Here is a 26,872-nt window from a genome sequence, read left to right on the forward strand (position 1 = left end):
TCTCCTTACCGGCATGCTGGATGACAGGAGCCATTATGTCCGAAAGGAGGTCGTCAAATCACTTGCACGTGTCGGAAGGGATGAGAATCTCGATTATCTTGTCGGCATGCTAGATGACGAGTCACGCGGGGTAAGGCTGGCAGCCGTCGGCGGTCTCGGCCGCAGCGGGAAGGATGAGGCTGTCGAATCGCTTGTCAGGGTTCTGGAAGGGGAAGAGGATGCCGAGGTTCGTATAAGGGTTGTTCATTCCCTGGAACTGATTGGAACCGCCGTCGCGTACGAGGCGATGAGAGTGGCGCTTGACGATAATGATCCCGAGGTCTCTTCAGAGGCCGAAGATATACTGAGACAAAATTATAAGATTTGATTTACATGAAACAGTGCATGAAACCTTTGTTTCATGAACGTTTTTTTTCTTTCAGATCTTCTGTCGTATCGATTTCCACGGGTAGGGAGTCGCAGAGAAGATCAATATCGATATTATCACAGGGACTACGAGGAGTCCGAAGGCTGTTGAGACATTCGTGATATCGGCAATATACCCGGTAATCGCAACGCCCAGTCCGCCTGCTCCTACCGCGAGGCCGAGCATAAGACCTGAGACGGTCCCTGTTCCCTGGGGGGCCATCTCGTGTGACATCGCGACCGTCACAGAGAACGAGGACCAGAGGAGGTAACCGAACGCCATCAGCGATATCAGGGAAATGATTCCATCGGACGTTATGAAGAGTGCAAACGGCAGGATCGAGAGTATAAGACTTGCAAGGACATATTCCTTCCGCCCGTATTTATCCGACATTCCCGCGCCTATCACCTGCCCGACAACACCTGCCATGAGCATGCCTGATGTCAGGAGGTTTGCAGTTACGAGGCTCATCCCCGTCTTTGCAAGATAGGTCGGAAGGTATGCAACAGATCCGAAGATTACCCATGCCCTGAAGGCCGATGCCGTCACAAGAAGGGTGATCGGGAGGTATGGGAACTTTGCTTCCAGATCTTTCTTCCCGCTGCTTTTAGAGTAGCTGTTCTCCAGTTCGGATACCGGGGGAAGCACCTTTCTCAGCAGCGGGACGATTAAAATTCCCGGAATTATTATAAGAGCGAGGCCGTGAAGACCGTAGCTTGCGACCGCGATTCCCGCAAGGATCGGCCCTATGGCGAAGCCGAGGTTTCCTCCGACGACGAACAGCGATGTCAGTCTCCCGCGGTTAGCCCCGGCAGCCATCCTGCTCACAAGACCGAGTGCGCTCGGGTGGAAGAACGCATGCCCGAGTGCGCCTATGATTGCGAAAGCGATCAGGAAGTAGTAGTTCTCTACAAACCCGATGAAGGACATGAAGAAAGCGGAGATCATCACGCTTACCGCAACCGGCATGCGGATGTTCTTTTTGTCATAAAGCCACCCGACAACCGGCTGTGTGAAGGATGATGAAAGGTTGTATGCAGTGACGATCAAACCTGCGAGAAAATACGAATACCCGTTCTGGAGAATAAGGAGAGGGAGAATTGCGGGCAGAACCGGCGAGTAGATATCGTTCACCATGTGGGCTGCCGAGAGCCCCAGTATAGAGCGTGTAGTCTTCTCCATTTCTGTGTTATATTTTAGTAATCCGGATTATTTCAACCCTGATCTCAAGACTGTCCTTCCTGTGGTGTGCAAAGGTCCTTTTTATCGGAAAGTCGCATCTTACAGTCTCATCGATCACGCCCCTTCCGCTGATATAGGATCTTATGAACGGGGTGCTGCCCTCGTTGAATATCCCGTAGGTTACACCGGCGCATTCGAGGGCCTTGTCGATAAACGGCCTGTCGGCATATTTTTTCTGGGCGCCGAACGGAGGATTCATGATCGCAGTGTCGAAGCTCCTGCAGCTGAAATCCGGGATGTCGCTTACAACAAAATCGGCCGTGACTCCTGCTCTTTCTGCATTCCTGTAAGCTGCCGCAACGGCGGCGGGATCGATGTCCACCCCGGTGACCTGCTCAGCGCCGAGAAGAGCCGCACCGCATGCAAAGATGCCTGTTCCGCATCCGAGATCGAGGACAGATCGTCCTTCGATATCTCCTTTCATATATGCATGGTAGAGAAGTCTTGCGGCGACGACAGGAGGGGTCATGTACTGTTCGAGAGCAGGATCGGGATTTTCGAATGTCTCGAATCCTTCAAGGAGCATCTCGAGTTTTCTGAGTTTCATATGCTAACTCCCTCAAGTGATCTCGTCTATTTCGAACTCTTCCCATTCCCTGGCACCGCAGACGATCTCAAACTCCTGTGGGGAGAGAACAGGAACCGGAAACCTTGCCTGGTCGTCGTACGCAAGCCTCGGGCATGCCGTATTGACGTAGACATCATACCCGAAGTTCAGGAGGGCGTCCGGGGTGATCTCGCCGATCTCGATTATGTCGGCCTTATCAGATAGTCCTTCAAGCCTCTTTGCGAGTTCCTCCCGTCTCTGCCCCGATTTTTTGCTCAGGAGTATCCCAAAGCTCCGTGCCTCCTTCGCCTTTTCGATAAGTGCATGCCTCTTTATAAGCATGCGGCGTTCGTCCGGGATCTCGGTTCTGCCTGTATAGGGATCGAATGCTACGACTCTCGCACCGGTCGCAAGGTGCACTCCAAGCGGATGAAACAGCCCTGTACCGATATAGACGATCTCGCTGCATCCTGTATTTTTTGCTGCATCATAGGTGCACCCGAGGACCTGGCCCTTAAACGGAGTTCTTTCGCTTCCCTTCGCGATCACGCATTCGATGCCGCGATCACTGAAAAATTGTATGATATCATCCAGCAGGTGGACATGCTGGATTGTTGTTATCAGCCCCACTATTTTGGATTCGATTGAGGGTATTACTCCCTCCAGCCGGGAGATATCGAAGTCCTGGCTGAAGTATTCGTAGATGACGTTCTCCCTTTCGTCCACGGGAGCGTGCCCGATATGGATGAGAATATCGGAATTTTTCATCAGATCAAGGTCGAGGTCGCAGGCACCCCAGCATGGTTCGCCCGAGATTACGATCTCGTAGCCTGCTCTCCTGAGGGCTTCCGAAATCCCGTGGGCCTTCCTTTTCAGTCCCTCCGGGAACTGGAGAGCGACCTTCCGTATAGTCCTCTCTTTCTCTTTTTCCTTTAACAGCGAGATGATTCTCACTGTCAGATCTTCTTGTTGTGCCTGAACACTCTCAATAGTTCTTTTTGATGACATTTACACCGGTCTCGTCGACATCTATCTCGACGAGGTATTTGTACGGCCTGCCGATGTCGCATTCGCCGCGTTTGATCACAACAAGAACATCGACTACCTCTGCCTTCTTCTGTTCGAGTCCTTTGAGGAGAGCCTTCATAGTCCCGCCGGTCGAGAAGACATCGTCAACTATTACGACACGGTCACCCTCTTCAATCCCGTTTAAGTAGAGTTCGCCCTTCGAGTAGCCGGTTGTCTGGTGGAGTGCAAGTTCCCCGGGCAGCTCATATTTTCTCTTCCTGACTATTGTCAGCGGGAGGTCTGTAATCAGCGAGAGCGCCACGCCGATATGTATGCCCATTGCCTCTGCGACGACAAGTTTGTCTGCATGATCCAGATCGAGGTTCCTGAGCATAAGTGCAGCAACCTCCCTGAGGAGTTCAGGTTCGACGATCGGGACTCCGTCGCTGATGGGGTGGATAAAATAGTTGTATTCTCCTCTTTTTACGATGGGGCATTTTTCCAGTGATTCCACGAGTTTGTTGAACATTACATCTCACCAACGTCTTTTAAAAATTCTTCAAGTGTCTCTCTTGTAATATGCGGCATACATACCGTTCTCATGTGCCCGTGCCGTGTCCTCGATACGATCCATCCGTCCGGAGTTTCATCGCAGGAGAAGGATGCGACATTTACCGAAGGCTGGACTGCAACGGGATGCCCGAGCTCTTCCATTCCCCTGATGAGGAAACGGGTGTTTTCCATGCACCTTTCGACGACTTCAATCATACCTTTTCGCCCTAGATGATCGAGGACCGCGAGCGCTCCCGCCACCGGGCCGCCGGGTCTCGTCCCGCAGAGCGTGCATTCCTTCTTTACTGTAAGGTATGGCGTGTCCACCTCGGTCGACCTGAAAAAGTCCGGGTTCCTGACCATTATGCAGCCACAAGGTATCGTGGACATGCCCATCTTGTGCGGATCGACAGAGATGCTGGATACGCCTTCGAGCCTGAAGTCGAAAGGAGGCGATCCCGGGATGAATGGGAGGACAAGCCCGCCGAACGCCGCATCGACATGCAGGAAGAGATCCCTGTCCAATGCGATATCCGAAAGGCGTTTTATCGGGTCGACTGTTCCGTATTCAGTCGTTCCGGCGACACCCACCATTCCTATGGTATTTCCGTCGATCAGGTCTTCCATTCCTTCAGTATCGACGACGTACTTTTCAGTCGAGGGGGCCTGCCGCATCTCTATTGAAAGAATGTCGCATGCCTTCTCAAAAGAGAAATGTGCTGATTCGGGAATTATCACATTCGGGTTCTTTTTCCCTGCATTTTCTCTTGCGATCCTGAGAGCCTGGATATTCGATTCGGTGCCCCCGGATGTTGCGTAACCGCATGCTTCGGGGAGACTCATCAGGCTTCCCAGTCTTTCGATAAGTTCGGCCTCAAGCGAGGCGGTTCCCATAAAAAGTCCCGGGTCTCCAAGATTGGATTCGATAAAAATGTTGTGCGCCCTGACCGCCACCGGGTGCGGAATCGAGCACATCGACGAGAGCACCTTCCGGTAGCTCCTGTCTGTCTCCTTTACCGAGGAGAGATGCCGGAACAGTTTGTCTTCCCGGAGTCCGTCTTCCAGCATCTGAAGTTACTTCCTTGCAGCATCGAGCAGGATCTTCTTTTCGGTGCGTGCAGCGGTTTCGCGAATCTTCTGCACCGCATCGATGTTTGCCGAGACACTTGTGATTCCCGTCTCGACGAGCCACTTCACCATCTCGGGGTCTGATCCTGCCTGTCCGCAGATGGAGCACTCGACTCCTCCTGCCCTGCACTTCTCTATTGCATATTTGATTAATTTCAGGACTGCCGGGTGCTTGGGTTTGTACATATCCGCGACGTTCTGGTTGTTCCTGTCGATCGCGAGCGTGTACTGGATCAGGTCGTTCGTTCCGAACGAAGCGAAAGCGATTCCCTCTTTGATGAAATCATCGATGAGTATCGCGCTTGAGGGGATCTCTACCATAATGCCGAGCGTTTTGTCATCCACGTCCACGCCAAACTCACGCATGAGCTCCTTTGCAGCTACGAATTCGTCCGGGTGGCCGACGAGCGGGAACATTATTCCGAGATTGTCGTATCCCTGTTCCCAGAGTCTCTTGAATGCCTCTACCTGAAGCCTGAACTGGTCTATGCTCTGGAGATCACGGCGGATACCACGCCACCCGAGCATCGGGTTGTGCTCCTCCGGCTCGTCCTCTCCGCCTTTCATGTTGCGGAATTCGTCGGTCGGTGAATCGATTGTTCTGACCCAGACCGGTTTTCCGGGGAACTCGTCCATGACGGTTTTTATGCCGACATAAAGTTCGTTTATGAATTCCTCTTCCTTCTTGTTCCTGATGAACCAGCCGGGAGTCTTTCCGAGACCCAGGATAAGGTGTTCGATCCTGAGCAGTCCCACACCGTCTGCACCGGTGGCAGCCGCCCTCTTTGCTGCTTCGGGAAGGGATACGTTGACCTTAATGCTTGTTGCTGTAATAATCGGAGCTGAAGAAACGGCAACTCCTGCAGGAACCGCTGCCGCAGGCGCGGCACTTTCCGGTATCGAGATCCTGCCCTCGTATACAAGACCCTTCTCTCCGTCTACCGAGACCACCTGGCCGTCGATGAGAATGCTTGTGGCCTTCTTTGTTCCGACTGCCGCAGGTGTTCCGAGTTCACGACTTACAATCGCAGCGTGGCATGTCATTCCGCCTTCGTCGGTAATAATTGCCGCAGCCTTCCTCATTGCAGGGACCATGTCCGGATTGGTCATCTTTGCGACCATAATGTCCCCGGTATTTACCTTGCTGAGGTCCTTTGTCGACCCGACGATTACAACTTTTCCTGTTGCGATTCCCGGGGATGCCCCCTGCCCCTCGAGTATGATATTTCCGCTTCCTTCCACCTTTTCACCCTTTTTAGTAGTAGCTGTGCCTTTTATGGTTGTTATAGGGCGGGACTGGAGAATGAAGATCTCATCTCCCACTATACCCCACTCGACATCCTGCGGGACACCGTAATGCTCTTCCGATATCTTTGCAAACTTTGCCAGCCTTGCTATCTCGGCGTCTGAGAGAACCGCTGTCTTCTGCCTCTCGTCAGGTACCCTGATCTCCTTTGTGCCGTGCGTTCCGTCAGGAAGGATCTCGATCTCTTTCGTCGCGATATAACGGTCGATTACGCGCCCTGACCTGCTGTCATATACATAATTGTCGGGAGAGACCATCCCTGATACGACAGCCTCCCCGAGACCCCACGACCCTTCGATTATCGTTGTCGGCTCTCCGGTCACCGGATGAGAGGAGAACATGACACCTGATTTTTCGGAATATACAAGTTTCTGGACGACTACTGCAATATCCACCGCACTGTGGTCGAAACCCTGCTTAACCCTGTAGTAGATCGCCCTTGCGCCATATAGCGAGGCCCAGCATTTCTGAAGAGACTCGATGAGGCTTTTCTCGCCTGTAATATTGAGATAAGTCTCCTGCTGCCCGGCAAAACTTGCATCAGGCAGGTCCTCTGCGGTTGCGCTCGACCTTACTGCGACGACCGCATCGTCGCCCATCTTATCGTATGCGGAAATGGTCTCGTTTTTGATGTCTTCAGGCATCTTTGCGGACATCACGATCTCTTTCACTTTTTCCGCTACGTTTTCTAAAAGATCCGAATCCTCCACGTCGATATCTTTTAGAGTGGAAAAGATCTTTTCGTCTATTCCCGATGTTACAAGGAATTTTCTGAATGCCTGTGCAGTCACGACAAATGCAGGCGGAACAGGAAGGCCCACCGCTGTCATTTCGCCTAAAGAGGCTCCTTTTCCCCCTACAGACGGAATATCTTCCTTTTTAATATCTGCTAACCACAGAATATCTGGCAATTTGCTCATGCTGAAAAACCACCCGGTAACAGGTTGTGTAAATATCTTGAACTACAAGGATAATTTATGTTTGCTAACTGGTGCCGGGCGTGACGGGAGAAAAATATCAAGATATAATATGTAGAAATAATTACGGGGATTATCAAGTGACATATAAAGTGCTGGTCAGCGACCCGCTGGCAGATGAAGGAATAGAGATCCTTCGCGGCTTCTGCGAAGTGGATATCAATACAGGCCTCTCCGAAGACGAACTTATAAAGATAATCGGCGATTATGACGGCCTTCTTGTAAGAAGCGGCACGGAAGTTACCGCGAATGTGATCGAAGCGGCAGCAAAACTGAAGTTTATCGGAAGGGCAGGTGCCGGTGTAGACAACATCGATACCGATGCGGCAACCCAGCGCGGCATCATCGTTGCCAATGCTCCTGCGGGAAACACTCTTGCAGCATGCGAGCACACCCTTGCCATGATGGCATCTCTTGCGAGAAAGATCCCGCAGGCGACCGCCTCGGTAAAGAGGGGTGAATGGAAGAGATCTGCCTTCATGGGTGTCGAGCTGAATGAAAAGACGCTCGGTATCGTCGGATTTGGCAGAATCGGGCAGGAACTTGCGAGGCGTGCAATCGCTCTCGATATGAAGGTCGTGGCATACGATCCGTATATCAACGAGGAAAGGGCCAAAGAGCTCGGCGTTGAGGTAATGACCCTCGATCAACTCTTCCCGGTCGCCGACTTCATTACAGTCCACACCCCCCTCATAAAGGAGACGAAACACCTCATCAACAAGAAGTCCATCGCTGTCATGAAGGACGGCGTCAGGATCATCAACTGTGCCCGCGGAGGCATAATCAACGAATCCGATCTTTATGATGCGATAGTTGCAGGAAAGGTTGCGGGTGCGGCGCTCGACGTATACGAGAACGAGCCGCCCAAGGACTCAAAGATCATAACTCTCGACGAGGTCATAACGACACCGCATCTCGGTGCGTCGACTGTAGAAGCACAGCTGAATGTCGCAGTCTCGGTTGCGAAGCAGTGTATCGAGGTTCTTAAGGGCGGTTCGGCCAAGTTCGTTGTAAACGCCCCGATGATCTCTCCCGATCAGCAGGACAGGATCGATCCTTACGTAAAGCTTGTCAGGAATATGGGAAGCCTTCTCATACAGCTCATAGAAGGAAGGATCGAATCCGTAGAGATCGAGTACGCCGGAAAAGCGGCTGAATTCGGGAGCGGTTCTAAATATATCACAAGAATGGCCCTAAAAGGAATCCTCGATCCGATCCTCCAGACGCCGGTCAATATCGTCAATGCCGAACTGGCGGCAAAGGAGAGAGGCATCAGGGTTTCGGAGACGATTACAGACAAGTCACTTGGATTTACGAACCTTGTCACAATATCGATAGAGACGGACAAGATGTCCGAGACAGTAAGTGGAAACGTATCTTCCCCGGAGAAACTCAGGATCGTAAAGATCGGCGAGTACATGACCGATATGACCCCGGGCGGGGATGTCGTCATCTCAAGGCATCATGATGTGCCCGGTGTTATCGGGCAGTTTGCAACGATTATCGGAAAATATGGCGTAAATATCGCGGGCATGCAGGTGGGAAGGAACCAGCCCGGCGAAGAAGCGGTTATGGTCCTCAATGTGGATTCAGAGGTCCCCCAGGAGGCGATGGACCAGATCCTGAAGATTGAAGGGGTCTACACCGCCAAATACGCTCATATATAATCAAACAATCATTTTTTTATCGATCTTTTTAAACGGATTAAATGCGGATGGAGTGCTTTTTTTAGTGGTAAATGAAATACCAGTCATGGTTAGATTATCTGGGATTTGGTATATATGAGAATAATATCCTTTCTTTCAGCTATGGTTTCCCTGTCGGCGCTTCTGAAGACCGCTTACGACAGGCTCTATACGGCTGAGGACGCTCAGCCCGAACTTGAAAGTCCCCTCCATGCCCGGTTCAGGAAAACGATCGAGAGCATGGAGAAGCTCATGGAGAGTATCTACATCGCGTTCGGGTCGTCTGTTCTCGGAATGGTCATCGATCCACCTGATCCACTCTGGCAGGCAGACCAGGTTTTTAATGAATTCCTGAGAAGCTACAGGGATTTTGTAGGGGAGTTCCGCGGACTTATAGCAGAGATCCGAAACAGTGGTGAAGATGTCAGGAATAAACTCGGAAGCGAATGGATCACCCTTGACAATCTTGGCAGGCTCTTTGATAAGGGTAGGATCGAGTGGGATGAAGTCGCATCTGAAGGAAGCCTTAAGATCGCCGATCCCGTCATGAACAACCCCCGGCGGTTTAACAACCACCTTGTCGGAAGATTCAGGGAATTTCTGAAGGATGAGATGGATATACATGATTTTGAACCTGTCGATCTCATCTCTTCACTGCTCCGGGAGAACGAGCTGATCAGTATTGCCGGGGCGCGTCTTATGCGTTTTATCGATGGTGAGGATCAGAAATAACTCATCTTTATTATTTTTAGAGACTTTTCTGCTCTTAAATTCTCTGAATATAAAACTTCAGTTTCTTTTACCTTTTCATCGGCCTGACTGGTCTGATGGAAGTTTATAAATACTTTTAGTAGGTATCTTTTTACTAAATGTAAAGTAAATTTTACTAAAAATCAGGGTGCACTGTGTGCATCCTGTTGTTAGGATCAGGATTTACCCAATGTGTAACTCCTGATCTTTCAGCTGAAAAGAAAAGTAGGTTTTCAGATATGAAAAGAATAAACATATTTCTAATATTATTGGTTATTTTTGCTACAATCCCGTTTATTGCAGCAGCAGATGACAGCGAAGATTCATCCTATACGGATGTAACCGTAACTTCAGTCGAATACGATCCTGAAGTCTTTATGCCCGGGGATGAAGGGACAATCACTATAACTGTAAAGAATACAGGGGATGAAAGTGTAACCATCAGCAGGGCTGAGATCTATTCCAAGGATGTGACGAACCTAAATGATGAGGCATATGATACTGTTGGAGCATTGGGTGCAGGAAATTCAATGGAATTTACCTTCAATGTGAAGGCACCCCTTAAAGAGGGCATCTATTATCCGAGATTTTATCTCGATTTCTACGGTTCAAGCGGCCTGTCATACAATGTGCCGGTAAAAGTGGATGACACGGGCTTAACCATCTCGGTTATCGACTCGCCTGATGCATGGCAGGAGGATGTGTCCAAGTCCATCCAGATCAGGGTAGGAAATCCGAGTCAGGTGACTGCAGACGGTGTAATAATATATGCATCCGGCGACGGGATAGAGTCGGATCAGACGAGCTACTTCGTAGGTGCACTCGAACCGAACGAATATGTGGATGTTACATTCGAGATTACTCCGTCAAAGGAGACGACGCTGAAACTGAATGCCGAATGGAATAACGGCATGAATTCGCATACGTCCGGGATATCCGTTCCTGTGGAATTCGGAGAGGATACGACCGGTGCCGATCTCGTTATCAACAATGTGGAGGTCTCCGGAGGAACGGTGACAGGGGATGTCTCCAATGCAGGACTTGAAGATGCCTATTCGGTTATAGTAACAGTAGGATCGCCCGCCGAAGCTATAGAGCCGTATAAGCAGTATGTTCTCGGTTCGCTTGAGTCAGACGACTTTTCCAGCTTTGAAGTCACATATTCCATTCAGGGAAGCAGTTCTTCGTTCCCGCTTGTAATCACATGGAAGGACGAGAACGGAAACACATACTCATCCGAATATACCGTTTCAGCTTCTTCCTCTGGCATGGCTGTTGAGGGCGATGATTCTGCTCCATCAGGCGGAGCACCCTCCGGAATGAATGGCGGCGGCCGCAGCGGCGGAATGGGCATGATGGGTATGAGCGGCGCAGGTTTTGCCAATATGCCCATTGCCGAGATAATCATCGGCCTGATTATTGTAATTGGCCTTGTAGTCGCATGGAAAAAGGGATACCTTGCAAAGGCAGCCAAAGCCGTGAAGGAGAAGCTGAATAAAGGAGACAGGAAGTAGGCGGTGAGAGCAATGACCGACAGGCCGGTTATCAAACTGGAGAATGTCACAAAGGTCTATTCCCTTCCTACGGATGACGTAATCGCCCTGGATAATATTAATCTTGAGATAAAGGAAGGGGAGTTCGTAGCCATTATGGGTACATCCGGTTCGGGAAAATCGACCCTTCTTAACCAGATTGGATGCCTTGACGTTCCGACATCAGGCAATCTTTATATCGACGGTAAAAGTGTGAGGGAGCTGAATGACAATGAACTGACCGACCTCCGCCGCGATAAGATAGGATACATCTTCCAGAACTTCAACCTGATCCCCCTTCTTGACCTGTGCGAGAACGTGGAGTACCCGCTGATTCTCAAATACAAGAAGAGGGACGATACAGGCCGCCCAAAAAAACTGCTTGAGATGGTTGGTCTTGACGAGACAAGAGTCTGGCATAAGCCCAATGAGATCTCAGGCGGTCAGAGGCAGAGGGTCGCAATCGCAAGAGCTCTTGTAAACGATCCTGCAATAATTCTCTGTGACGAGCCGACCGGAAACCTGGATTCAAAAACAAGCGTCCAGATTATGGACATGATATCCGGACTCCATAAGGAAGGACGGACTATCGTGATGGTGACACACGAACCCGACATTGCAGAGTATGCCGAGAAGACGATCGTTATGGGAGACGGGAAGATACTCTCAGAAGGAAGGGGACTCTCATGATCTTTGGGGATATCTTCTTTGAACTCTCTGTCAGGAACGTCAGGCTGAATTTCCTGAGATCGCTTCTTGCGGCGATAGGTATAGTCATAGGTGTTGTGGCCATTACTTCAATCGGAATAATGGGTGCGAACATGACCCTTTCCATCACCGCAGAACTTTCTGAGAGCGGCAATGTCATTATGATGAGCCCTGAATCCGGTGGCGGCGGTGGCGGCCCCGGAGGGATGGGCGGCGGTTCATCGGACGACGAGGACGAATATATCGATAAGACTCAGCTCAGGAAGATAGAGCAGATCGCAGCATCGGGAGACAATTTCGTTGTTCCGTTATATTCCACAAGTGAAACCATGGAAGTGGGAGGCGAGGAAGGAAGGGCCACAATATACGGTATTGATATGACTCTCGTTCCCGATCTTGTTGATATAGAAGACGGGTCTATGCCGCTCAGTACAAGTGGAGTTCTTGTCGGTTCGAACCTTGCGGAGAGATATAATCTTGTTGTCGGCAGCAGGATCAAGATCGGAGACGAGGATGTCGAAGACGATGACGATGTTCCGCAGTTCACTGTCCGTGTGACTGGCATACTGGAAGAGAAAGGGATGTCGTCCGATCTGAGCACCGACAATGCCATCCTGATGGACGAGGATTTGTATACCGCACATCTTGGCAGTGAATACGAGTATGATCAGGTAAATCTCATTGCCGGGGATATAGACGACATAGATGAGCTCGAGGAAGATCTGGATTATGCCCTGAACTACAGGGAAGATGAAGTCCGTATACAGGATTCAGGTTCGATGATCGATACCATCTCGGATACTGTCGGGACCATGACATCGTTTATGTCTTCAATCGGTGCGATTTCGCTTCTTGTAGCGGCAGTATCGATATTCAACGTCATGATGATGTCGGTCACCGAGAGGATCAAGGAGATAGGTATCCTGAGGAGTATAGGTACGAGGAGGAGCGAGATCAGGAAGATGTTCCTCTATGAGTCAATGCTTCTCGGAGTAGTCGGTGCCGGTATAGGTGCCATTGCGAGTTTCATCGGAGGCTACATTCTTACGTATGGAATGATCGGAACGACAGAGTATTTCTTCACGTTTGAAAGCCTTATTTATGTCCCTCTCGGAATGGTTATAGGAGTGGTCATCTGCATTCTTTCAGGTGTATATCCGGCATACAGGGCGTCATGCCTTGATCCGATAGAGGCATTGAGGTCAGAGTAAACCCGGGGGATTGCATAATCCCTTTTTCGATTTTTTTTAATTTCTCATCATTGAATTGAATATTTAATTTGTGGTATTTTGTTTTCTTTTCAGGTTTTGTTCTCTCGTTCAGCTAAATTATCAGTGCGGGAGGATGAATTTATAAAGAGAAACGAATTCCTTTCTATGATTATAAAGGGCATTATAAAACAACAAACTCCGGGTATTCAATTGTGGGACAGGAAATTAGAAGGACAGAATAATCAGGTTAGCTGTTGATTATAAACAGATCCTGGATTTCATCCTTCGTAGACGAACACTTCCTCGATCTTTACATCGAAATAATTTGCAATCTTAAATGCCAGATCCAGTGAAGGGTCGTATTTTCCTTTCTCTATTGCGAGAATAGTCTGTCGTGTCACTCCAAGCTCTTTTGCAAGCCCCTCCTGGGTCATGTCATGCATAGCACGAAAGACCTTAATCCGATTCTTCATCGGAATCATATCCTCCGTATTTGCTGTTGTAGTAGATCCTGAATGCGACGAATAGGAAGATGATTCCTACAAGCATTATGAGTTGGCTGAATACGGGTCCGAATATGAGCCGGCGGACATCTCTCTCAAAATCTATGAACCTTATGATCATTGTAAGAAGTATGGAGAAGGTCAGTATCCAGAAGATTTGGAGAGTTCTCAATGCTGATTTATAGTTTACAAGTGCAAGTCTCTCGTCCGTCATTCCGGGTTCGACCGTATTCACCTGCTCAAGGATAAAGTAGGCAATAATTATTCCTGCAGCAAGAGCGATAGTAGTTAATTCCATTGCGGGAGGGCGGTTGTAATCCGCAGCCCACCAAATAATTCCTATCTCAATCAGGGCAATAAATGCCACTATTATATAAGAGGTATTCCTTTTCAGTGAGAGCTTCATATCGATCACAGCAAGATTTTCTACAATATGTAGGTTATATTTTACATTATTATTTGTTTTGTATAGGGTGAGAGAACGTATCGATGTAAAACTAAAAAATACCTTTCTATTTGTGCAGTTCATCTATATGGATGTCTTGCGAAGGCAACCTGTTTCCAGCTGCGTTAAGGGATTGGCCTGCATTCTGCTTTTCATATGCAGCTTTTATCTTTTTTTGAATTCTTCAATGAGGTTATCCCATGAATCCCGCTGCAAGGAAAAGTGCCGTGAAGAAGAGCAGAAACATCGCCGTAACTCCTGCTGCCTGTAGGGTGGTTTTTTTATTGAGTTCTGTCATCAGATAATCTATGCATCTCTATATATTTTACATATTTCATTTGATCATACCGGAGCAGTATATTCAGATCTCATCTGCTATTTAATATTATATTCTCTGTGGGCCTGAAAAATGGATTTCTATTGTGTTTCAATCGATTTTCAGATTGTTTTTATTCGAGCGCCTTTTTTATCGCCGATACGATTGTCTCAATTTCGCTATATGGTGGTTCTTCCATCCCGCGTTTTTTGATCCCGTAATCGGTTGCGATTATCCGGAGGTCCGGGTTTATGCCGAGGGATTCGATCTTCTTTTTCCCGCAGCAGTCTTCGCATCCGTCGAGTGCAAGGATCGTTTCGAATTTATCCTGTGGATTTTTTTTAAGAGCCTCAAGCCTTCCTGCTTCAATACATCTGTCAATCTTTCCTGGGCACGGTGCATGAGGGTTAGCCCGGCCTGTGTCGTCAGTTTGCCTGTGTTTGAGACGCCGGAGCATGTGATGATGGTAATGCCCATGATTCCTGAAACCTTTTCATTCGGAATTCTTTTCTCCCTTGCCTTCCCAGCAGGCGGAGACTGCGGTCTCAATATCATCATCCGAGTAGGATTTTGAAGGGCCTTTTGTGATGCCGAGTTCTGTCATGATAAGATGTTGAGACACCGGGACATCGTTTGCATCCGCAATCTTTTTTGCACAGTTCATCGGGCACCCGTCGAGCACGACAACTCCGCCGGTATCCTTTGCTCTTTTTATGAGATCTTCTTCTCCTGTCGCGAGAAGTGCAGTGCATGCGATCTTTCCGAATCCTTCTTCAGTAAGCCGGATTGCCGCAAGGTTTGTAATCTGACCTGCATTCGCCTGCCCGGAACAGGGGAAGATGATCCTTTCTGGTTCATTCCCGCCACACGAGCAGGAGCATTTTTGTTCGTCTTGCAACTTACTGCACCTCTCCAAGTATCTTTTTCAGTTCGGCAACATCGGCAACCCTTCCGGAGACCTTGATCTCCCCGTTGACAGCTACCGCGGGGGTGAGCATTACGCCCCGGTCAATTATCTCTTCGATATCCTCGATCTTCTGGATATCGGCGGAAATACCGCTCTCTGCGACTGCCTTTTCAACGTTTTTCATTTGTCGTTTGCATTTCATGCAACCTGTTCCGAGGACTTCTATCTTCATTTTTTCACTTCCTGTTTTCATATTCTCTAAACAATGCAATCTTGTATTTTGTTTCTGCTGCGTCCGGGATGTAGTTGTAAATCCTGACTTTTTTGAGAAGAGTCTCGGTAATCTCTGTTTTGCTCCGCAGGCCTATCTGGCGGATTTCGGCGATAATCTCTTCAAGCATCGTTATGCCGACTACTGCACCATCGACATCGATCTGTTTAACGCGCCTCATCGCATCTGCGGCGCAGCATGGTATGTCTTTATTGGTCATCTTTGGATCACCCGATTATCATTCCGTATATCATTCCTGCAATTGCAGACGATAGTATCACAAGAACAGCATAGGCTGCTGTCTTTTTTGCCCCCATAATTCTTGATATCACCAGGAGCGACGGGAGGCTTACGCTGGGTCCCGAGAGGAGGAGGGCAAGTGCCGGCCCTCCTGCCATAATTCCGCTCGTATAACCGAAGGTCGTCCCTATGACGGGAACTTCAAGCAGCGTCGGCATGTAGAGGATCGTTCCGACTATTGCTGCAAGAAGGCTTGATGTGAACGAATTCGTCCCGAAGAACGGGCTGAAAGTCTCGGGGGGGATGAAGTACGAGATCATCCCGAGGATGAATGTTCCTGCAATCAGTATGGGAAAGATCTTTTTTGTCAGGTCCCATGTCTCCAGCCCCCATTCCGAAACCTCGTCTCTCTCGAAGAAGTAGATTACCAGCACGGCAATGCCGATGGTGAGTGCATAGATTACAGGGAATTTGATCATCCAGTCCGCCTGTGCGGTACCGGCGATCAGGATTCCTACCAGGAATACGAAGAAAAGCGGGACTACCCACCTTGGGCGATCTGTTTCTCTCCCGGCCGGAACTGACGGCATTGTGGTCATATTCTTTTTCGTCTCCTCATCATGCGACCTGAAGATGGCCGCCATGATAAGGCCGATGATTATCGCCATTGCGATTGCAAATGCGGCTCTTGCTACTCCGAGATCAAAGCCGAGCACATTTGCCGTGTAGACGATCGCGAGGATGTTGATCGCAGGTCCTGCGTAGAGAAAGGTTGTTGCAGGCCCGATCCCGCTTCCGCGTTTGAAAAGGCCTGCAAACATCGGGAGGATCGTGCACGAACAGACTGCGAGCACCGTTCCGGAGATCGATGCAAGGCCGTAGGCTATGCTTTTCCTGGCATCTGGACTGAAATATTTCAATATCACTTCTTTCTTTACAAATGCGGCGATTGCACCGGCGATAAAGAAAGCGGGAATCAGGCAGGTGAGAACATGCTCTGCGAGGTATCCTGCGAGGGTATTCCAGCCGACTATAAATGATCCGAGAATTGCCTCAATCATCTTTTTCTTCTCCGGTTTTCTCCTCTCTCTTCTAGGGCAAAGGAGTGTTTCAAATTTATTTGAATTACTCTTTGATTGTGTTACGTATATACTTTACTATTTCAACATTTTTTGAAATGATTCTTGGTCTTTTTTTCATCGGGAGAATACCGGTGTTTATATATCGGGTGTAATTTCATATTCCTTTTAACTGGAGATCGGTTAATGGAGAAGAAATGCAGCTGCTCTGAAGAAACCATGTCGCTTCCGGATGAGATTGTCCTGTCGCTCCGGAAATATGGCGGGATTGACGGACTTCTCAAACGTCTGCCGGATGATGAAACACTTGCTTCATCCGGCGAGGTCCACAAAGCGCTTTCTGATCCGATTCGCCTGAAGATAATGTCTATGCTCGGCATCCAGCCGCTCTGTGTCTGCGTCCTGAAGGCGGGTCTTGGAATCGCGGACTCCAGGCTCTCTTATCATCTCTCGGTGATGAAGAAGGCAGGCCTGATAAAGGGGGAACAGCAGGGCAACTGGATTATTTACAGTCTGACGGAAGATGGGAAGAAATGGGTTCTTTGAAGGGGTCGGGTCTTTTGTATTTCTATAGATATGATGCCTGTATTTAAATAATTCCGGAATATATCACGTTTTTATCGCTTATCAACCGGACGATGTCTCCTGAGACGAGATTTTTTGTGATGGTTATGTTGTCGCCCAGGTCGAACGAATCGCCCTCTAAGTTGTCGTCCGATAAACTTATTGTCTCGGTTGTATGGTCATCTCTGATTATTACTACTTTCAGATCTGATTTTTTAACCCAGTCTCCTCCTTTGTGCCATAATTGCAATGTATCGGACGAACTGTTGTAGCTCCGGATGATATCTATTGAGTCACTTCTTTCTGCCGGCAGGAGGCCGAGCAGTGTTACTGAAAAAATAGAAACCAGGAGCACCGCAAGTGCGATCATCATCATCTCTCCTATGACTGGTGATAAAGCGCTGTCATCCGGCGGATTATGGTGCATGTGTTAATTTACATTTCATTTTGGTTTAAGTTTTATTGTTTTATATCAATTATTTTTTAAAAATATTCTGATTGTGTCGGCCCTGTCACTTTTGAATCGCGCGCGAATGTCTGTTCATGCCTGGGATTGGGATCTCCCCTGTTTCTGTGATGTGTGGTGTAGGGGTGGGGGGTTGCTGGGATATTTCTTCTATAATGAATTGGGGGACGCAAAGAGATATTCGAGTGCATATGCCGAGTATTCTCTAAAATGGTCATGTGCAAAATTGAGGATGTAATTATCGATCGTTTTACTGTTGTTGGGGAAATGAACGTCTGAAAGGTATTTTTTAACCATCCTGCTGCGAATATGGGAATCTACAGGGAAGAGCTCATAGCGGCGGAAGGCAAAGATCAGTACCCATTCGGCAACAGTCGGCTTCACCCCCCTGAATCCCGAGATGATCTTTATTGCATCCTCTGATTTCATGGACTCGATCTTTTTTGACCACAAGGGGTCTTCTGCAACTTTTTTTGCTGCAGAGTGGATGTTGTTGGCCTTGTATCCGAGGTTGCAGGTTTTCAGCTTTGAAAGTCCTTCTTTTACCAGTGTTTCGGCTGTGGGGAATGTGTGGTAAATTTTCCCGTCAAGCTCGATCTCATCGCCGAATTTCTGTGAAATTCTGGTGAAGCAGTCCTCTCCGGGGCTTGTGCGCTTTTTATTTATCGTCAGCTGGAAACAGAGGCATTCCCAGGGATCCTGACCGACCAGTCTCAGTCCCAGGTTGGCTTCTATGGCACTTTTCAAGTACATGTCGCCGCTGAAAGAGTCATAGAATTCTTTAAGGTCGTAGTCCAGGGAAAAATATTCTCTATAGCATCTTTCTGAGCATCCCGAAAAGTATATTTTGTCATCGAGCTGTCTGGTTTTGATTACATTGTCTTTGACGACTCCGTACCACCAGCCGTTGACCTTTTCCCATCGCGGGGCCTGTCCGCTTGCAAGGGTGCTATCAAGGCTAAAAGGGGAGTCTTCATTGATCTCAATTGATCTATAACCCTCCATTTGAATCTTCTATTGCCCGGGTATATAGAAAAATATTGTTCCTCACGTAAAAAATAAATTGTCATATAACAATATTATTTTAATAAATGTCGGTACAGTCTATACTGTTTTCTTTGTCGGAGTTGATGGATGAGATTCTTTGTTGAAGATGCTGTTTCAGCGGTTATCGGTGTAATGCTGATGCTTGCCGTTACTATTATTATTGCATCGACTGTGGCCGCCTTTGCCGGTGGGGCTTCAACTACCTTCGAGGATACTCCTGCTGCCAGCCTTGCGGTATATTGTGACGGTTCGGTTGACGACGGGACTTTCAACATAATATTCGACCATCTTGGCGGTGATAAGATCTCTACCGACGACCTGAAGATTATCACCTGGATTGATGATGGTTCCGGTGATCCGATCAAGTCCGATCATACTCTCAGCTCCGAATGTTCGTCTCTTTATCCTTATTTGAGGCTCCCCTATGTCTATGACAGTCAGGTGTCTGGTTCTAACAATTCCGAGTTCGGTGAGGCGTTATGGAAACCTGGGACTGTTGCAGGAACTCGCGATGCGGATGCAACTGAGGAATTTCTGAACATTCCTGAAGACAAAACTCTTGATGATTACGAAGGCTCTCCAGTGGAGGTTACGATCGTATATCTTCCGAGCGGAAACACGATCCTGAAGACAGAGTTCCTGTTGGAGTGAATTGCTATGAAATTTTGTAGGGATCATTTATCCGGACTTTCTGAGGTATTCGGTGTGATGCTGATGCTTACCATCACGCTGATAATTGCCTGTGTGGTTGCAGCATTTGCATGCGGTCATTCTTTCGACACTGTGGATGATTCCATATCGGCAAATATTGTTGCTTCGGATTGGGGTAAGGATGGGTCTTTATATTATATTATCTTCGATCACCTCTCCGGGGACCCTGTCGATCTCAACAGTATCGAGATCAACCTTGCTAACCGCTCCTCTGCCAAAGATAAGACTGTTATCAGCAACAACGATGTTCCTCGCGATAGCGGGCATGAGTATATCGAAAACTATGGGGAGGATGATACTACAGTGACTGTCGGCGATCGTTTTAGACTCTATGCCGATGGGTCGGATGAGGATGGCGGTGCAGTCACAGCGATCTACTGGCAAAAGGACGGTGCTGATGCTGAGTTTTCCGTGCCGGTTGATGGTTATATCGATTACAGGATAATCGATCTAAGATCCGGCAGGGCGATCAGTGCCGGTTCGATACCTGTGGAGATCTGACTTTTTTTACGTATTTCGTTCTGTGTTTTCAATTTTTTTTAACTAAATATTTTGGTCTGCTTAATTTCTGTGGGTGGGGCGCGTGCAAATCTTCTCTCTGTTGTTGGCCAGGATATTTATTGGCTCCCTTCCTTTCGGATGAGAAAAATATGATCTAATTCCTTTCTTAAATGAATATTTTGACAAACTACACAATAATTTTAAAATAGTTTGCTAAACAACAATTAAAATTGTCCATCCTTAGACATTGCATCTTTCTCTTGGGGGCTGAATGAAAGATCCGGCTTTTTTAGAGATTTATGCCATTATGGACGTTTTAATCCCGCAATTTTGATAGGGCGGGGGGCTTGCACTCATTGAGTCTGCTGTCTTGTCGAAAAAAGGGAAATTCGATAATGGAATTTTTTTCATTATCTCTCTCTATCAACAAAACAGCTGCATTCCGGTTATTATTCCGGAATGCGGTTTTCTGTTCTTTAAATTATTGTTAAAAATTATCAATCGCAATATTAAAATATATTTAGTTAGATCAACTTTATTTGCCCACAATGTGAAATGGTCTGGGCCTGCATGGAGAGTGCACCGCAATCTGTCCTTTTTTTGCAGGTCAATCACCGTTTTGGGCGTGGCGGGCTGCAATGGGGGACACTACATACCTTACATCCGGTGGGGTAATCGATTATTCATCATAATCACTTTTAGCCTCCTTTCATCTCGCTTTTAAACGAATTCAGGTGTAAAAATGAAAAAAACGACATTGATGCTATTTATAGCAGGAATGATGGTCCTGGTGCTTTTCGCACCAGCGGCAATGGCAGCGGACTATCCGCAGGCAGGACAGTTCATTGCGCATTACGATGAGGACAAACTCGCCAAGGATACCTCGTCGGAGAATGGAGGTACGACTTATTCTGCCGATGAGGCAGTATCTAAGGTGGTAGCGAAAGCCACTTCTCCTGAGGTGCCTGTAACAGCTATTATTACTCCTGTTCCGGACGACTGGCCCCAGTTTATGTATGATGAGGAAAATGTCGGGTACTCGCCATGTGACGGTCTTCCGTCCAGCAACACTCCGAATACTTATTTTGATGACCGAGAAGTAATAGGTACTGTTAATCCTGTGATCGCGAGAGGGTACGTATTTCTCTATACGGGATACTCGGGTTTTGACGAACCAAGCGGACTTTCTACGATCAACCTCACATGTTTGTACGAAGACAACCTGACAGTCAAATGGGACTTTGTACTCCCGCGAACACAGCATCTGGGTTCATGGGGTGCACCTGCATTTGACGGAGGATATGTCTATGCAGCCTCGGACAACAAGATTTATAAGATCCGTGTCTCTGACGGCCACGAGATGTGGAACTTTACTACAATCAGGAACGCTATCTGTAACGGCGGTTTGACAGTTAATACCGGCCCTTATGTTTTTGGCAGCGACTGGTATGGTGACTATTACTGTCTTTTCAAGAGCAACGGAACCATGAAATGGGTCTTTAATAACACAGATACTATTTGGTATGATATGACATATTCGCAGGCAACACCTGCGTACGATCCGGATGAAGGCACTCAAGGAAAGATGTATGTCTGCGGATGGGGTTATAACAGCAACACATCGTTCACCGGTTACCTGTACAAGGTGGATGTCGCTGCAGGCACTGAAGACTGGAGTTATGGTGTAGGATCATCAGGAACTTCCGAATCATTCTGCGGCTCACCGTCACTTGATGAGAACAACGTCTATATTGCATCATATAGTTTCAATGGCGATGGAAATCTGTATAGGATTAGTAAAGACAGGTCATCCATTGTCAGCCGACCTATCGAGCGCACCGACGCAACACCGTCAATTGATCTGGTAAACGATCGTGTATACATATCCGGTGGATGGAACGGCGGTGACTGGGGCATTGCACCTCCTGGCGTAAGGTGCTTCCAGACCGACTCGTCTCTGACTCCTGTATGGACTCGTTATAATGAATCCATGGGTGGATGGACGGGCTCTGTAACCATTGGAGAAGATAGCGCTGGACACAAGCTGGTCTTTGCCGGAAAAGAATCCGGTGATATGAATACATTCTGCTACAACACAACGTATGCACTTTACGCAAATAACGGCACTACGAAGTGGTCCTACCCTGCGGGGGGAGCTACGGCGGCAATTGCAAACGACAAGGTTTACACTGCCGGAAATGACGGAAAGCTCTACGTGTTCGGTTGAACAGATTGATCGTTCATTCAAGACAAAGGATGATTCCCGTCATCCTTTTTTAATTTACAAACTCAGGTTTGGAACATTTTTCTGATCTTTGGTGCGGGAGTAGGTTATATTTGTGAATGGCCGTGAAAATTTTCCTTGCAGTTGTCTCATTGATTTATCCCGGGTACTTTAAGCAATTTGAAGTGGGGGGTACGAAGGAATGAACCGTCTGTGTGGTATTTTTATTCCCGGAGGATCTCTTATATTATCTTAGAAGCGCATAGGCTCCTGAAAACAATATTGGGAAAATCAAAGTCCTGCTTGAACGTTTGTTCTTCATATGATTATTGAGGGGGCATGGAATTTCTGATTGATGAAGTATCGGCATATTCTAAGCGATATGTTCTATTGAACATCAAAAGAACAGGTCATAACTTTACGTTTATTTGCTGGATATTTCAACGAAAGAGGTATGTTCGACTTTTTTTGTTGCTGATTCCGGGGACGGTTTCTTCAGGAATCGCCGGTGTCTTTGGCCTTTTAGATAAAGTCCCTGACAGAAACAACAGATTGTTTATCTTATCTGTTCCGTGAGAGGATAAGGTCTGGCCGAAATGTTATGGTAGTAAAAAAGAACGGTTACCTGTGAAAGGTATTGAATTTATAAAGAAAGGGTTTTTTTAATGATTGATGCCTCTTTATTTCTTCTTCAAACCTCCGTTTCATTCTGTTTCGATGATGCTGTTGTCAGGGAAGACGAGATCTCCCTGTCCCAGGATTTCTCCCGAAGGCTTGTGCGACAGTATCCAGTTGTTGCCCGAGCCGAACTCGAAGGCAAATGACTGTGTAATTCCCGCATCATTCGTGGCCGCAATCGCCCATGGCTGGCCTCCGTCGTCGGTATAGATTTTGAACTGGTCACCCGTGCGTATTATGGTGTCGTCATCCGTTTCCGGGCTCACCTTGGCAAAGTAACCGTAGTGCTGGCTGTTGCTCAGTTCCACAAGTTCGTCCAGAGTGTATTCTACATCCCTGCCTGGGTTATTGTAGTAAGACAGCTCGCACTTGGAGATATTGCCGGCACTATTAAAATCATCACCGATCTCATATTGTGGCTCAAAGGCCCCGGCTGATATCTGTGACCTTACTGAATCGTAATCGACTACTATGCCCATGTCGTTTGAATTGAATGACATCTGCAGGTCCTTGAGATCGATCGGGTCTCCTCCCAGGTGTGTGAAAGTCAGTCCGTGCTGGTCATTCACAGTTGGGGGTAGGAACACTTCTTGAGGAGGGGAGAGTGGCATCTCCATAGAGGGGTTCCCGTAAGGGGTTGCAATCCATGTAATCTTAATCAAATCTCCTCTGATCACGTTTGAATCAAAGTCCAGTACCGGCTCTGATAGCACGACATTCGGCCCTGTCTTCTTGTCGAGCCCTATATCTCCTGCTAACCCTGAGACAACCGCCGCAATGATGATTGTCACGACAAGCATCAACATCACGCCTATCACCGGCGAAGCCGCCTCTGTTTCGTGATTATTCCTTATCTTTTTCATTTGAAATCCTCCTGAAAACGCCGTAACTCCTGCCACAATATGCAGGGTCTGGCGTTTCTTATCTCAGGACAAACTCTCCTGTCTGGATCGCCTTTGCACTCTCCTTGTCAAGTATCATGTAACCGACGTGTGCATAGTACGGGATTGTAAAGCTAACTGCTGCAGTTTCCGGCCTGAATGTGAACGTTTTGTTCGAGGCATCGTTGTCGTCGCAAGTGAGGACCATCCTGTCGCCTCCGGTTATGAAACCGTCCGCATCGCCGCCCATCTCGGTGAGATAGTCGTAATCAGGGCCTGTCATATTGTCGAGGTTCGACAAAGTGATACTCTTGTCATCGTACTCTAACTGTACAAGGACCTCATCTATCAGGAGTTCGTCTCCGCCGGTGTGTTTGAACATGATCGTCCCGTTGCCGTCCAGATCGGGATCGACCGTAAATGCCGCATTCGGTACTTTGCTCTCTGTAGAGCTCATTCCTCCTGCAAATCCCGATACGACTGCCGCTATTATTATAGTAACGACAATCATCAGCATCACGCCTATGACCGGGGAGACTGCATCTTCGGGTATCGCTGCAATTTTTCTCATTGTACTCTCACATCCTTGTCAAAGATTGCTTTCTGGGAATTTGTGTCTACGAGCCTTATGCCGATTATATCGCCGATTTCTACTTCTTCCGGATCAAGACCGGTAATTGCTGCAAATCCATCCCCGTTGCCTGTCGTGATAATCTGGCCCGGGTTCCAGATGAAGTTCCCGTAATTGGTGTCGTCATCTCCTACGTCACCTACTTTGACATCGGTAAGATATGGAACTCTTGCGGTCACGATATTCCCTTCAGAATCGGTAAATGCGTTCTCTACCTTGACCCCCTGCGACCTGTTCTGAACAGGGATGCCTCCCGAGTTTATGTAGCTGACATAGAACCTGAGGTCGGCTGTCTTGAGGGAATCCCCCGAGACATGCTTTAAAGTCATCACTACATTGTCCGCATCCTCTTTCACGATATTGCATTGTATCGCCGCAGTTGGTGCTGCATTCTGGTTATCGCTCATTCCTCCTGCAAATCCCGAAACAATGGCGGCGATAATTACGGTCACGACAATCATCAGCATCACGCCGATAACTGGTGAGACTGCATCTTCTCTTATTTCCATTTTTTTCATATTTTCACCTTGAATTCCTAATTTATATGGCGATAACGCCTTCAGAGATGATCTGTCCGCTCTCTCTCTCTATTACTTTGTAGGTCCCGATCTCGTCGATTGTCAGGTAAAAATCAGGGTCATCCCAGCCGAGGTATGCACCGTCGACTCCGCTTCCGCTGCCGTCATTGTCTGCAGTCAGGTAGAACTGGTTGCCGGTGGTGATCTGTGTGTCCTTTGAAGTAGATCCACGTGGACTAACCTTTTCGAGCTTATATATGCCTGCAAAACTCCTTGTCTCTTCGCCGTTTGTCAGTATTATGTTGCAGTCCACCAGATCCACGAAGTCTCCCGATTCATGGGTGAAAAGGAGTTTGTTGTCTGTTGCCCTGCATGAAATTACTGCTGTCGGGGCCTTTCGATCCTCATCAGAATATCCTCCGGCAAAACCTGAGACGACTGCGGCGATAATCACGGTCACTACGATCATCAGCATTACGCCTATGACCGGGGAGACTGCATCTTCGGTTCTCAATTTCATATGACGGTCACCTCATCCGACCAGATGATCGTGTTGGACGGTTCATACACCATGTTAATCTCGATCTTCTTGCCTGCCTGGGGGTGTGCGACATTAAGGAGATATCCCGGACCTCCGGTGAATTTCTCACCTGTGTGCCAGTAACAGCCGGTTTCCCCGAAGAAATTGTCGGTACTTGTCCCTGTAAAACTCAGAAAAGCATTCGGCGTGTAATGGGCGGGGCGTGTAACAACTGATTTTGTAAATTCATAAGAACAGAGTGTGCCGTTTTCATCCTCGTGATAGGACACGATCTTCAGATCTGCCGTATCGATCGCCTCACCGCCTTTCATAGTTGCCTCTACATATGGTGCTATATCGCCATTGGTGCTGGCAATGACATATGCAGAATAGACCTTGAACTCGAACGTGGCTACGGGTGTGTCTGTTGACGAATCCGTGAGTCCGCTGGCAAATCCCGAGACGACTGCCGCTATAATGATGGTCACTACGAGCATCAGCATTACACCGATGACTGGCGATACCCCGCTTTCTTTTTCATGAAATGCTCTTTTTGTCAATAGATCACCTCTCCGCTGAAGATCGTCTTGCCGCTCGGTATGTGAATGATTTCAACCTCGATCGGCTCGTCACCGACGGTTCCAACGGTTATGACACTTCTGAGCGATGCCTGATCGATCGTTGTATAGATGTCGCCCGGCATCATGGTGGAGTTGCCCCAGTATTTGACTGGCTCTCCGTTCGATATCGTGCACGGGTACCCGTTGTTGGAAATGAGAGATCCGTTGCCTGTCTCATAATCCGCTGCATCGAAGTAGTTTTCCGGGTCCATAGGATTGAGAGAGCCGTCGGTTGTGTGCTTGTAGATCCCTGTCAATGTGGTTCCGTCAATTGTGCGGGTGATGTCGTGGAAATAGGTTATGATCTTCAGTTCACTCGTGTCCAGCGAATCCCCCCCGAGATGCGTGAAGACAAGCTTCGGATATGTTCCTTCACTCTTCAACTCCACATCAAGCTGCGCAGTTGGTGTTTCCTTCTGGTCAGAGACCATACCTCCCGCGTATGCCGAGACCGCCGCGGCGATAATTATCGTCACGACAAGCATCAGCATAACCCCTATCACGGGAGAAACAGCCTCCGAACTAAAATCTCTATGCTTCTTCTCCATACCAGATACCACCAAAGGTAGGTATTTTTCCCAAACCAACACAAATTGTTTTTTAACAATTTTTTTTGATAAGAGTTGTTTTTTTATTATATTTTGATGGTTGATAAATATAGTGAAACTGACCATATTGCCCCAATTCATCTTTTTTGT

General features: G+C 48.0%; 31 protein-coding genes. 10 read left to right on the forward strand and 21 right to left on the reverse strand.

The window, feature by feature from the left end:
- The coding region (locus tag METPAY_RS10375; RefSeq protein ID WP_169743663.1) for a HEAT repeat domain-containing protein at positions 1-367 on the forward strand (367 nt) is incomplete at its 5' end.
- Positions 368-418: 51 nt separating this feature from the next.
- On the opposite strand, the gene METPAY_RS10380 is transcribed toward METPAY_RS10375, so the two are convergent.
- The 6 genes from METPAY_RS10380 to ppsA are packed head-to-tail and all read right to left on the reverse strand — an operon-like array spanning position 419 to position 7,109.
- The gene (locus METPAY_RS10380; protein ID WP_048152206.1) at positions 419-1,588 is read right to left on the reverse strand and encodes an MFS transporter; all 1,170 of its coding nucleotides are present in this window, start codon (positions 1,586-1,588) and stop codon (positions 419-421) included.
- Between the two features lie 7 nt (positions 1,589-1,595).
- Positions 1,596-2,195, reverse strand: a complete 600-nt coding sequence (locus METPAY_RS10385) for an METTL5 family protein (protein ID WP_048152209.1) — start codon at positions 2,193-2,195, stop codon at positions 1,596-1,598.
- A 12-nt stretch (positions 2,196-2,207) separates the two neighbouring features.
- Complete coding sequence (gene dph2 / locus METPAY_RS10390) at positions 2,208-3,203, reverse strand: diphthamide biosynthesis enzyme Dph2 (RefSeq protein WP_084600807.1); 996 nt, start codon at positions 3,201-3,203, stop codon at positions 2,208-2,210.
- Positions 3,181-3,732: a hypoxanthine/guanine phosphoribosyltransferase gene (gene hpt / locus METPAY_RS10395; protein ID WP_048152212.1), complete on the reverse strand. Its 552-nt coding sequence runs from the start codon at positions 3,730-3,732 to the stop codon at positions 3,181-3,183. The genes dph2 and hpt overlap by 23 nt, the downstream gene beginning before the upstream one ends.
- Complete coding sequence (mfnA, locus tag METPAY_RS10400; RefSeq protein ID WP_048152215.1) at positions 3,732-4,823, reverse strand: tyrosine decarboxylase MfnA; 1,092 nt, start codon at positions 4,821-4,823, stop codon at positions 3,732-3,734. The genes hpt and mfnA overlap by 1 nt, the downstream gene beginning before the upstream one ends.
- Positions 4,824-4,829: 6 nt before the next feature.
- Positions 4,830-7,109 carry a phosphoenolpyruvate synthase gene (ppsA, locus tag METPAY_RS10405; protein WP_048152217.1) on the reverse strand — a complete coding sequence of 760 codons (2,280 nt, stop codon included), beginning with the start codon at positions 7,107-7,109 and terminating at the stop codon, positions 4,830-4,832.
- A gap of 137 nt (positions 7,110-7,246) precedes the next feature.
- Between ppsA and serA the strand changes: the two genes are divergently transcribed.
- The 5 genes from serA to METPAY_RS10430 all read left to right on the forward strand — a co-directional run bounded on the left by serA (position 7,247) and on the right by METPAY_RS10430 (position 13,052).
- A complete protein-coding gene (gene serA / locus METPAY_RS10410; RefSeq protein ID WP_048152219.1) occupies positions 7,247-8,833 on the forward strand; it encodes a phosphoglycerate dehydrogenase in 1,587 nt (528 codons plus the stop codon).
- Positions 8,834-8,974: 141 nt separating this feature from the next.
- Entirely contained in the window at positions 8,975-9,583 is a 609-nt protein-coding gene (locus METPAY_RS10415) for a hypothetical protein (protein ID WP_157199065.1), read from the forward strand.
- 287 nt (positions 9,584-9,870) lie between these two features.
- Positions 9,871-11,115 (forward strand): CARDB domain-containing protein, encoded by a 1,245-nt coding sequence (locus tag METPAY_RS10420; protein ID WP_245611620.1) that lies wholly within the window; start codon positions 9,871-9,873, stop codon positions 11,113-11,115.
- 12 nt (positions 11,116-11,127) lie between these two features.
- A complete protein-coding gene (locus tag METPAY_RS10425) occupies positions 11,128-11,823 on the forward strand; it encodes an ABC transporter ATP-binding protein (protein ID WP_048152230.1) in 696 nt (231 codons plus the stop codon).
- A complete protein-coding gene (locus tag METPAY_RS10430) occupies positions 11,820-13,052 on the forward strand; it encodes an ABC transporter permease (protein ID WP_048152232.1) in 1,233 nt (410 codons plus the stop codon). Before METPAY_RS10425 ends, METPAY_RS10430 begins: the two co-directional genes overlap by 4 nt.
- A gap of 278 nt (positions 13,053-13,330) precedes the next feature.
- On the opposite strand, the gene METPAY_RS10435 is transcribed toward METPAY_RS10430, so the two are convergent.
- From METPAY_RS10435 to METPAY_RS10465, 7 genes are all read right to left on the reverse strand, one after another.
- Positions 13,331-13,525: a helix-turn-helix transcriptional regulator gene (locus tag METPAY_RS10435; protein ID WP_048152500.1), complete on the reverse strand. Its 195-nt coding sequence runs from the start codon at positions 13,523-13,525 to the stop codon at positions 13,331-13,333.
- Positions 13,509-13,961, reverse strand: coding sequence for a DUF2178 domain-containing protein (locus tag METPAY_RS10440; RefSeq protein WP_245611629.1), 453 nt, complete (start codon positions 13,959-13,961; stop codon positions 13,509-13,511). The genes METPAY_RS10435 and METPAY_RS10440 overlap by 17 nt, the downstream gene beginning before the upstream one ends.
- Before the next feature lie 488 nt (positions 13,962-14,449).
- Positions 14,450-14,773 carry a putative zinc-binding protein gene (locus tag METPAY_RS10445; protein ID WP_052418774.1) on the reverse strand — a complete coding sequence of 108 codons (324 nt, stop codon included), beginning with the start codon at positions 14,771-14,773 and terminating at the stop codon, positions 14,450-14,452.
- 36 nt (positions 14,774-14,809) lie between these two features.
- On the reverse strand, positions 14,810-15,214 hold the full coding sequence (locus METPAY_RS10450) for a putative zinc-binding protein (protein ID WP_048152237.1): 405 nt from the start codon (positions 15,212-15,214) through the stop codon (positions 14,810-14,812).
- A gap of 1 nt (position 15,215) precedes the next feature.
- Positions 15,216-15,455: a thioredoxin family protein gene (locus METPAY_RS10455; RefSeq protein WP_048152239.1), complete on the reverse strand. Its 240-nt coding sequence runs from the start codon at positions 15,453-15,455 to the stop codon at positions 15,216-15,218.
- Positions 15,456-15,459: 4 nt separating this feature from the next.
- Positions 15,460-15,714 (reverse strand): hypothetical protein, encoded by a 255-nt coding sequence (locus tag METPAY_RS10460; RefSeq protein WP_048152242.1) that lies wholly within the window; start codon positions 15,712-15,714, stop codon positions 15,460-15,462.
- A 7-nt stretch (positions 15,715-15,721) separates the two neighbouring features.
- Positions 15,722-16,795, reverse strand: coding sequence for a permease (locus METPAY_RS10465; protein WP_048152245.1), 1,074 nt, complete (start codon positions 16,793-16,795; stop codon positions 15,722-15,724).
- A 204-nt stretch (positions 16,796-16,999) separates the two neighbouring features.
- On the opposite strand from METPAY_RS10465, the gene METPAY_RS10470 reads away from it, so the two are divergent.
- Positions 17,000-17,359, forward strand: a complete 360-nt coding sequence (locus METPAY_RS10470; protein WP_048152249.1) for an ArsR/SmtB family transcription factor — start codon at positions 17,000-17,002, stop codon at positions 17,357-17,359.
- 43 nt (positions 17,360-17,402) lie between these two features.
- Here the strand turns inward: METPAY_RS10470 and METPAY_RS10475 are convergent, their stop codons facing one another.
- On the reverse strand, positions 17,403-17,804 hold the full coding sequence (locus METPAY_RS10475; RefSeq protein ID WP_084600809.1) for a type IV pilin: 402 nt from the start codon (positions 17,802-17,804) through the stop codon (positions 17,403-17,405).
- A 189-nt stretch (positions 17,805-17,993) separates the two neighbouring features.
- Positions 17,994-18,848 (reverse strand): DNA-3-methyladenine glycosylase family protein, encoded by an 855-nt coding sequence (locus tag METPAY_RS10480; protein WP_048152254.1) that lies wholly within the window; start codon positions 18,846-18,848, stop codon positions 17,994-17,996.
- Between the two features lie 129 nt (positions 18,849-18,977).
- Here METPAY_RS10480 and METPAY_RS14295 point away from each other — a divergent pair, with 129 nt between their 5' ends.
- The 3 genes from METPAY_RS14295 to METPAY_RS10495 all read left to right on the forward strand — a co-directional run bounded on the left by METPAY_RS14295 (position 18,978) and on the right by METPAY_RS10495 (position 22,329).
- Positions 18,978-19,541, forward strand: coding sequence for a type IV pilin N-terminal domain-containing protein (locus tag METPAY_RS14295; protein ID WP_052418776.1), 564 nt, complete (start codon positions 18,978-18,980; stop codon positions 19,539-19,541).
- 6 nt (positions 19,542-19,547) lie between these two features.
- Positions 19,548-20,102, forward strand: coding sequence for a type IV pilin N-terminal domain-containing protein (locus METPAY_RS10490; RefSeq protein WP_084600811.1), 555 nt, complete (start codon positions 19,548-19,550; stop codon positions 20,100-20,102).
- 742 nt (positions 20,103-20,844) lie between these two features.
- A complete protein-coding gene (locus tag METPAY_RS10495; protein ID WP_048152261.1) occupies positions 20,845-22,329 on the forward strand; it encodes an outer membrane protein assembly factor BamB family protein in 1,485 nt (494 codons plus the stop codon).
- Between the two features lie 701 nt (positions 22,330-23,030).
- Here METPAY_RS10495 and METPAY_RS15530 read toward each other — a convergent pair.
- The 6 genes from METPAY_RS15530 to METPAY_RS14320 are packed head-to-tail and all read right to left on the reverse strand — an operon-like array spanning position 23,031 to position 26,722.
- Positions 23,031-23,867 (reverse strand): type IV pilin N-terminal domain-containing protein, encoded by an 837-nt coding sequence (locus tag METPAY_RS15530; protein WP_048152263.1) that lies wholly within the window; start codon positions 23,865-23,867, stop codon positions 23,031-23,033.
- Positions 23,868-23,925: 58 nt separating this feature from the next.
- A complete protein-coding gene (locus METPAY_RS15350) occupies positions 23,926-24,456 on the reverse strand; it encodes a type IV pilin N-terminal domain-containing protein (protein WP_052418777.1) in 531 nt (176 codons plus the stop codon).
- A complete protein-coding gene (locus METPAY_RS14305; protein ID WP_052418778.1) occupies positions 24,453-25,034 on the reverse strand; it encodes a type IV pilin in 582 nt (193 codons plus the stop codon). Before METPAY_RS14305 ends, METPAY_RS15350 begins: the two co-directional genes overlap by 4 nt.
- Positions 25,035-25,056: 22 nt before the next feature.
- Positions 25,057-25,554 (reverse strand): type IV pilin, encoded by a 498-nt coding sequence (locus METPAY_RS15355; RefSeq protein WP_052418779.1) that lies wholly within the window; start codon positions 25,552-25,554, stop codon positions 25,057-25,059.
- Positions 25,551-26,114: a type IV pilin N-terminal domain-containing protein gene (locus METPAY_RS14990; protein ID WP_052418780.1), complete on the reverse strand. Its 564-nt coding sequence runs from the start codon at positions 26,112-26,114 to the stop codon at positions 25,551-25,553. Before METPAY_RS14990 ends, METPAY_RS15355 begins: the two co-directional genes overlap by 4 nt.
- Positions 26,111-26,722: a type IV pilin N-terminal domain-containing protein gene (locus tag METPAY_RS14320; RefSeq protein ID WP_157199070.1), complete on the reverse strand. Its 612-nt coding sequence runs from the start codon at positions 26,720-26,722 to the stop codon at positions 26,111-26,113. Before METPAY_RS14320 ends, METPAY_RS14990 begins: the two co-directional genes overlap by 4 nt.
- Between the last annotated feature and the right edge of the window lie 150 nt (positions 26,723-26,872).

Source organism: Methanolacinia paynteri (assembly GCF_000784355.1).
GTDB classification, from domain to species: Archaea; Halobacteriota; Methanomicrobia; order Methanomicrobiales; family Methanomicrobiaceae; genus Methanolacinia; species Methanolacinia paynteri.

Bases quoted from the DNA above. Each gene is read 5' to 3' on its own strand.
- METPAY_RS10470 (WP_048152249.1), top strand. From the start codon at position 17,000: ATGGAGAAGAAATGCAGCTGCTCTGAAGAAACCATGTCGCTTCCGGAT.
- METPAY_RS14305 (WP_052418778.1), bottom strand. From the start codon at position 25,034: ATGAAAAAAATGGAAATAAGAGAAGATGCAGTCTCACCAGTTATCGGC.
- ppsA (WP_048152217.1), bottom strand. From the start codon at position 7,109: ATGAGCAAATTGCCAGATATTCTGTGGTTAGCAGATATTAAAAAGGAA.
- METPAY_RS10480 (WP_048152254.1), bottom strand. From the start codon at position 18,848: ATGGAGGGTTATAGATCAATTGAGATCAATGAAGACTCCCCTTTTAGC.
- METPAY_RS14320 (WP_157199070.1), bottom strand. From the start codon at position 26,722: ATGGAGAAGAAGCATAGAGATTTTAGTTCGGAGGCTGTTTCTCCCGTG.
- METPAY_RS15355 (WP_052418779.1), bottom strand. From the start codon at position 25,554: ATGAAATTGAGAACCGAAGATGCAGTCTCCCCGGTCATAGGCGTAATG.
- METPAY_RS10425 (WP_048152230.1), top strand. From the start codon at position 11,128: ATGACCGACAGGCCGGTTATCAAACTGGAGAATGTCACAAAGGTCTAT.
- dph2 (WP_084600807.1), bottom strand. From the start codon at position 3,203: ATGTCATCAAAAAGAACTATTGAGAGTGTTCAGGCACAACAAGAAGAT.
- METPAY_RS15350 (WP_052418777.1), bottom strand. From the start codon at position 24,456: ATGAGAAAAATTGCAGCGATACCCGAAGATGCAGTCTCCCCGGTCATA.
- METPAY_RS10385 (WP_048152209.1), bottom strand. From the start codon at position 2,195: ATGAAACTCAGAAAACTCGAGATGCTCCTTGAAGGATTCGAGACATTC.
- METPAY_RS10445 (WP_052418774.1), bottom strand. From the start codon at position 14,773: ATGCTCCGGCGTCTCAAACACAGGCAAACTGACGACACAGGCCGGGCT.
- METPAY_RS14295 (WP_052418776.1), top strand. From the start codon at position 18,978: ATGAGATTCTTTGTTGAAGATGCTGTTTCAGCGGTTATCGGTGTAATG.
- METPAY_RS10465 (WP_048152245.1), bottom strand. From the start codon at position 16,795: ATGATTGAGGCAATTCTCGGATCATTTATAGTCGGCTGGAATACCCTC.
- METPAY_RS10430 (WP_048152232.1), top strand. From the start codon at position 11,820: ATGATCTTTGGGGATATCTTCTTTGAACTCTCTGTCAGGAACGTCAGG.
- hpt (WP_048152212.1), bottom strand. From the start codon at position 3,732: ATGTTCAACAAACTCGTGGAATCACTGGAAAAATGCCCCATCGTAAAA.
- METPAY_RS10495 (WP_048152261.1), top strand. From the start codon at position 20,845: ATGAAAAAAACGACATTGATGCTATTTATAGCAGGAATGATGGTCCTG.
- METPAY_RS10380 (WP_048152206.1), bottom strand. From the start codon at position 1,588: ATGGAGAAGACTACACGCTCTATACTGGGGCTCTCGGCAGCCCACATG.
- METPAY_RS10475 (WP_084600809.1), bottom strand. From the start codon at position 17,804: ATGCACCATAATCCGCCGGATGACAGCGCTTTATCACCAGTCATAGGA.
- mfnA (WP_048152215.1), bottom strand. From the start codon at position 4,823: ATGCTGGAAGACGGACTCCGGGAAGACAAACTGTTCCGGCATCTCTCC.
- METPAY_RS10440 (WP_245611629.1), bottom strand. From the start codon at position 13,961: ATGAAGCTCTCACTGAAAAGGAATACCTCTTATATAATAGTGGCATTT.
- METPAY_RS15530 (WP_048152263.1), bottom strand. From the start codon at position 23,867: ATGAAAAAGATAAGGAATAATCACGAAACAGAGGCGGCTTCGCCGGTG.
- METPAY_RS10415 (WP_157199065.1), top strand. From the start codon at position 8,975: ATGGTTTCCCTGTCGGCGCTTCTGAAGACCGCTTACGACAGGCTCTAT.
- METPAY_RS10435 (WP_048152500.1), bottom strand. From the start codon at position 13,525: ATGAAGAATCGGATTAAGGTCTTTCGTGCTATGCATGACATGACCCAG.
- METPAY_RS10455 (WP_048152239.1), bottom strand. From the start codon at position 15,455: ATGAAGATAGAAGTCCTCGGAACAGGTTGCATGAAATGCAAACGACAA.
- METPAY_RS10490 (WP_084600811.1), top strand. From the start codon at position 19,548: ATGAAATTTTGTAGGGATCATTTATCCGGACTTTCTGAGGTATTCGGT.
- METPAY_RS10460 (WP_048152242.1), bottom strand. From the start codon at position 15,714: ATGACCAATAAAGACATACCATGCTGCGCCGCAGATGCGATGAGGCGC.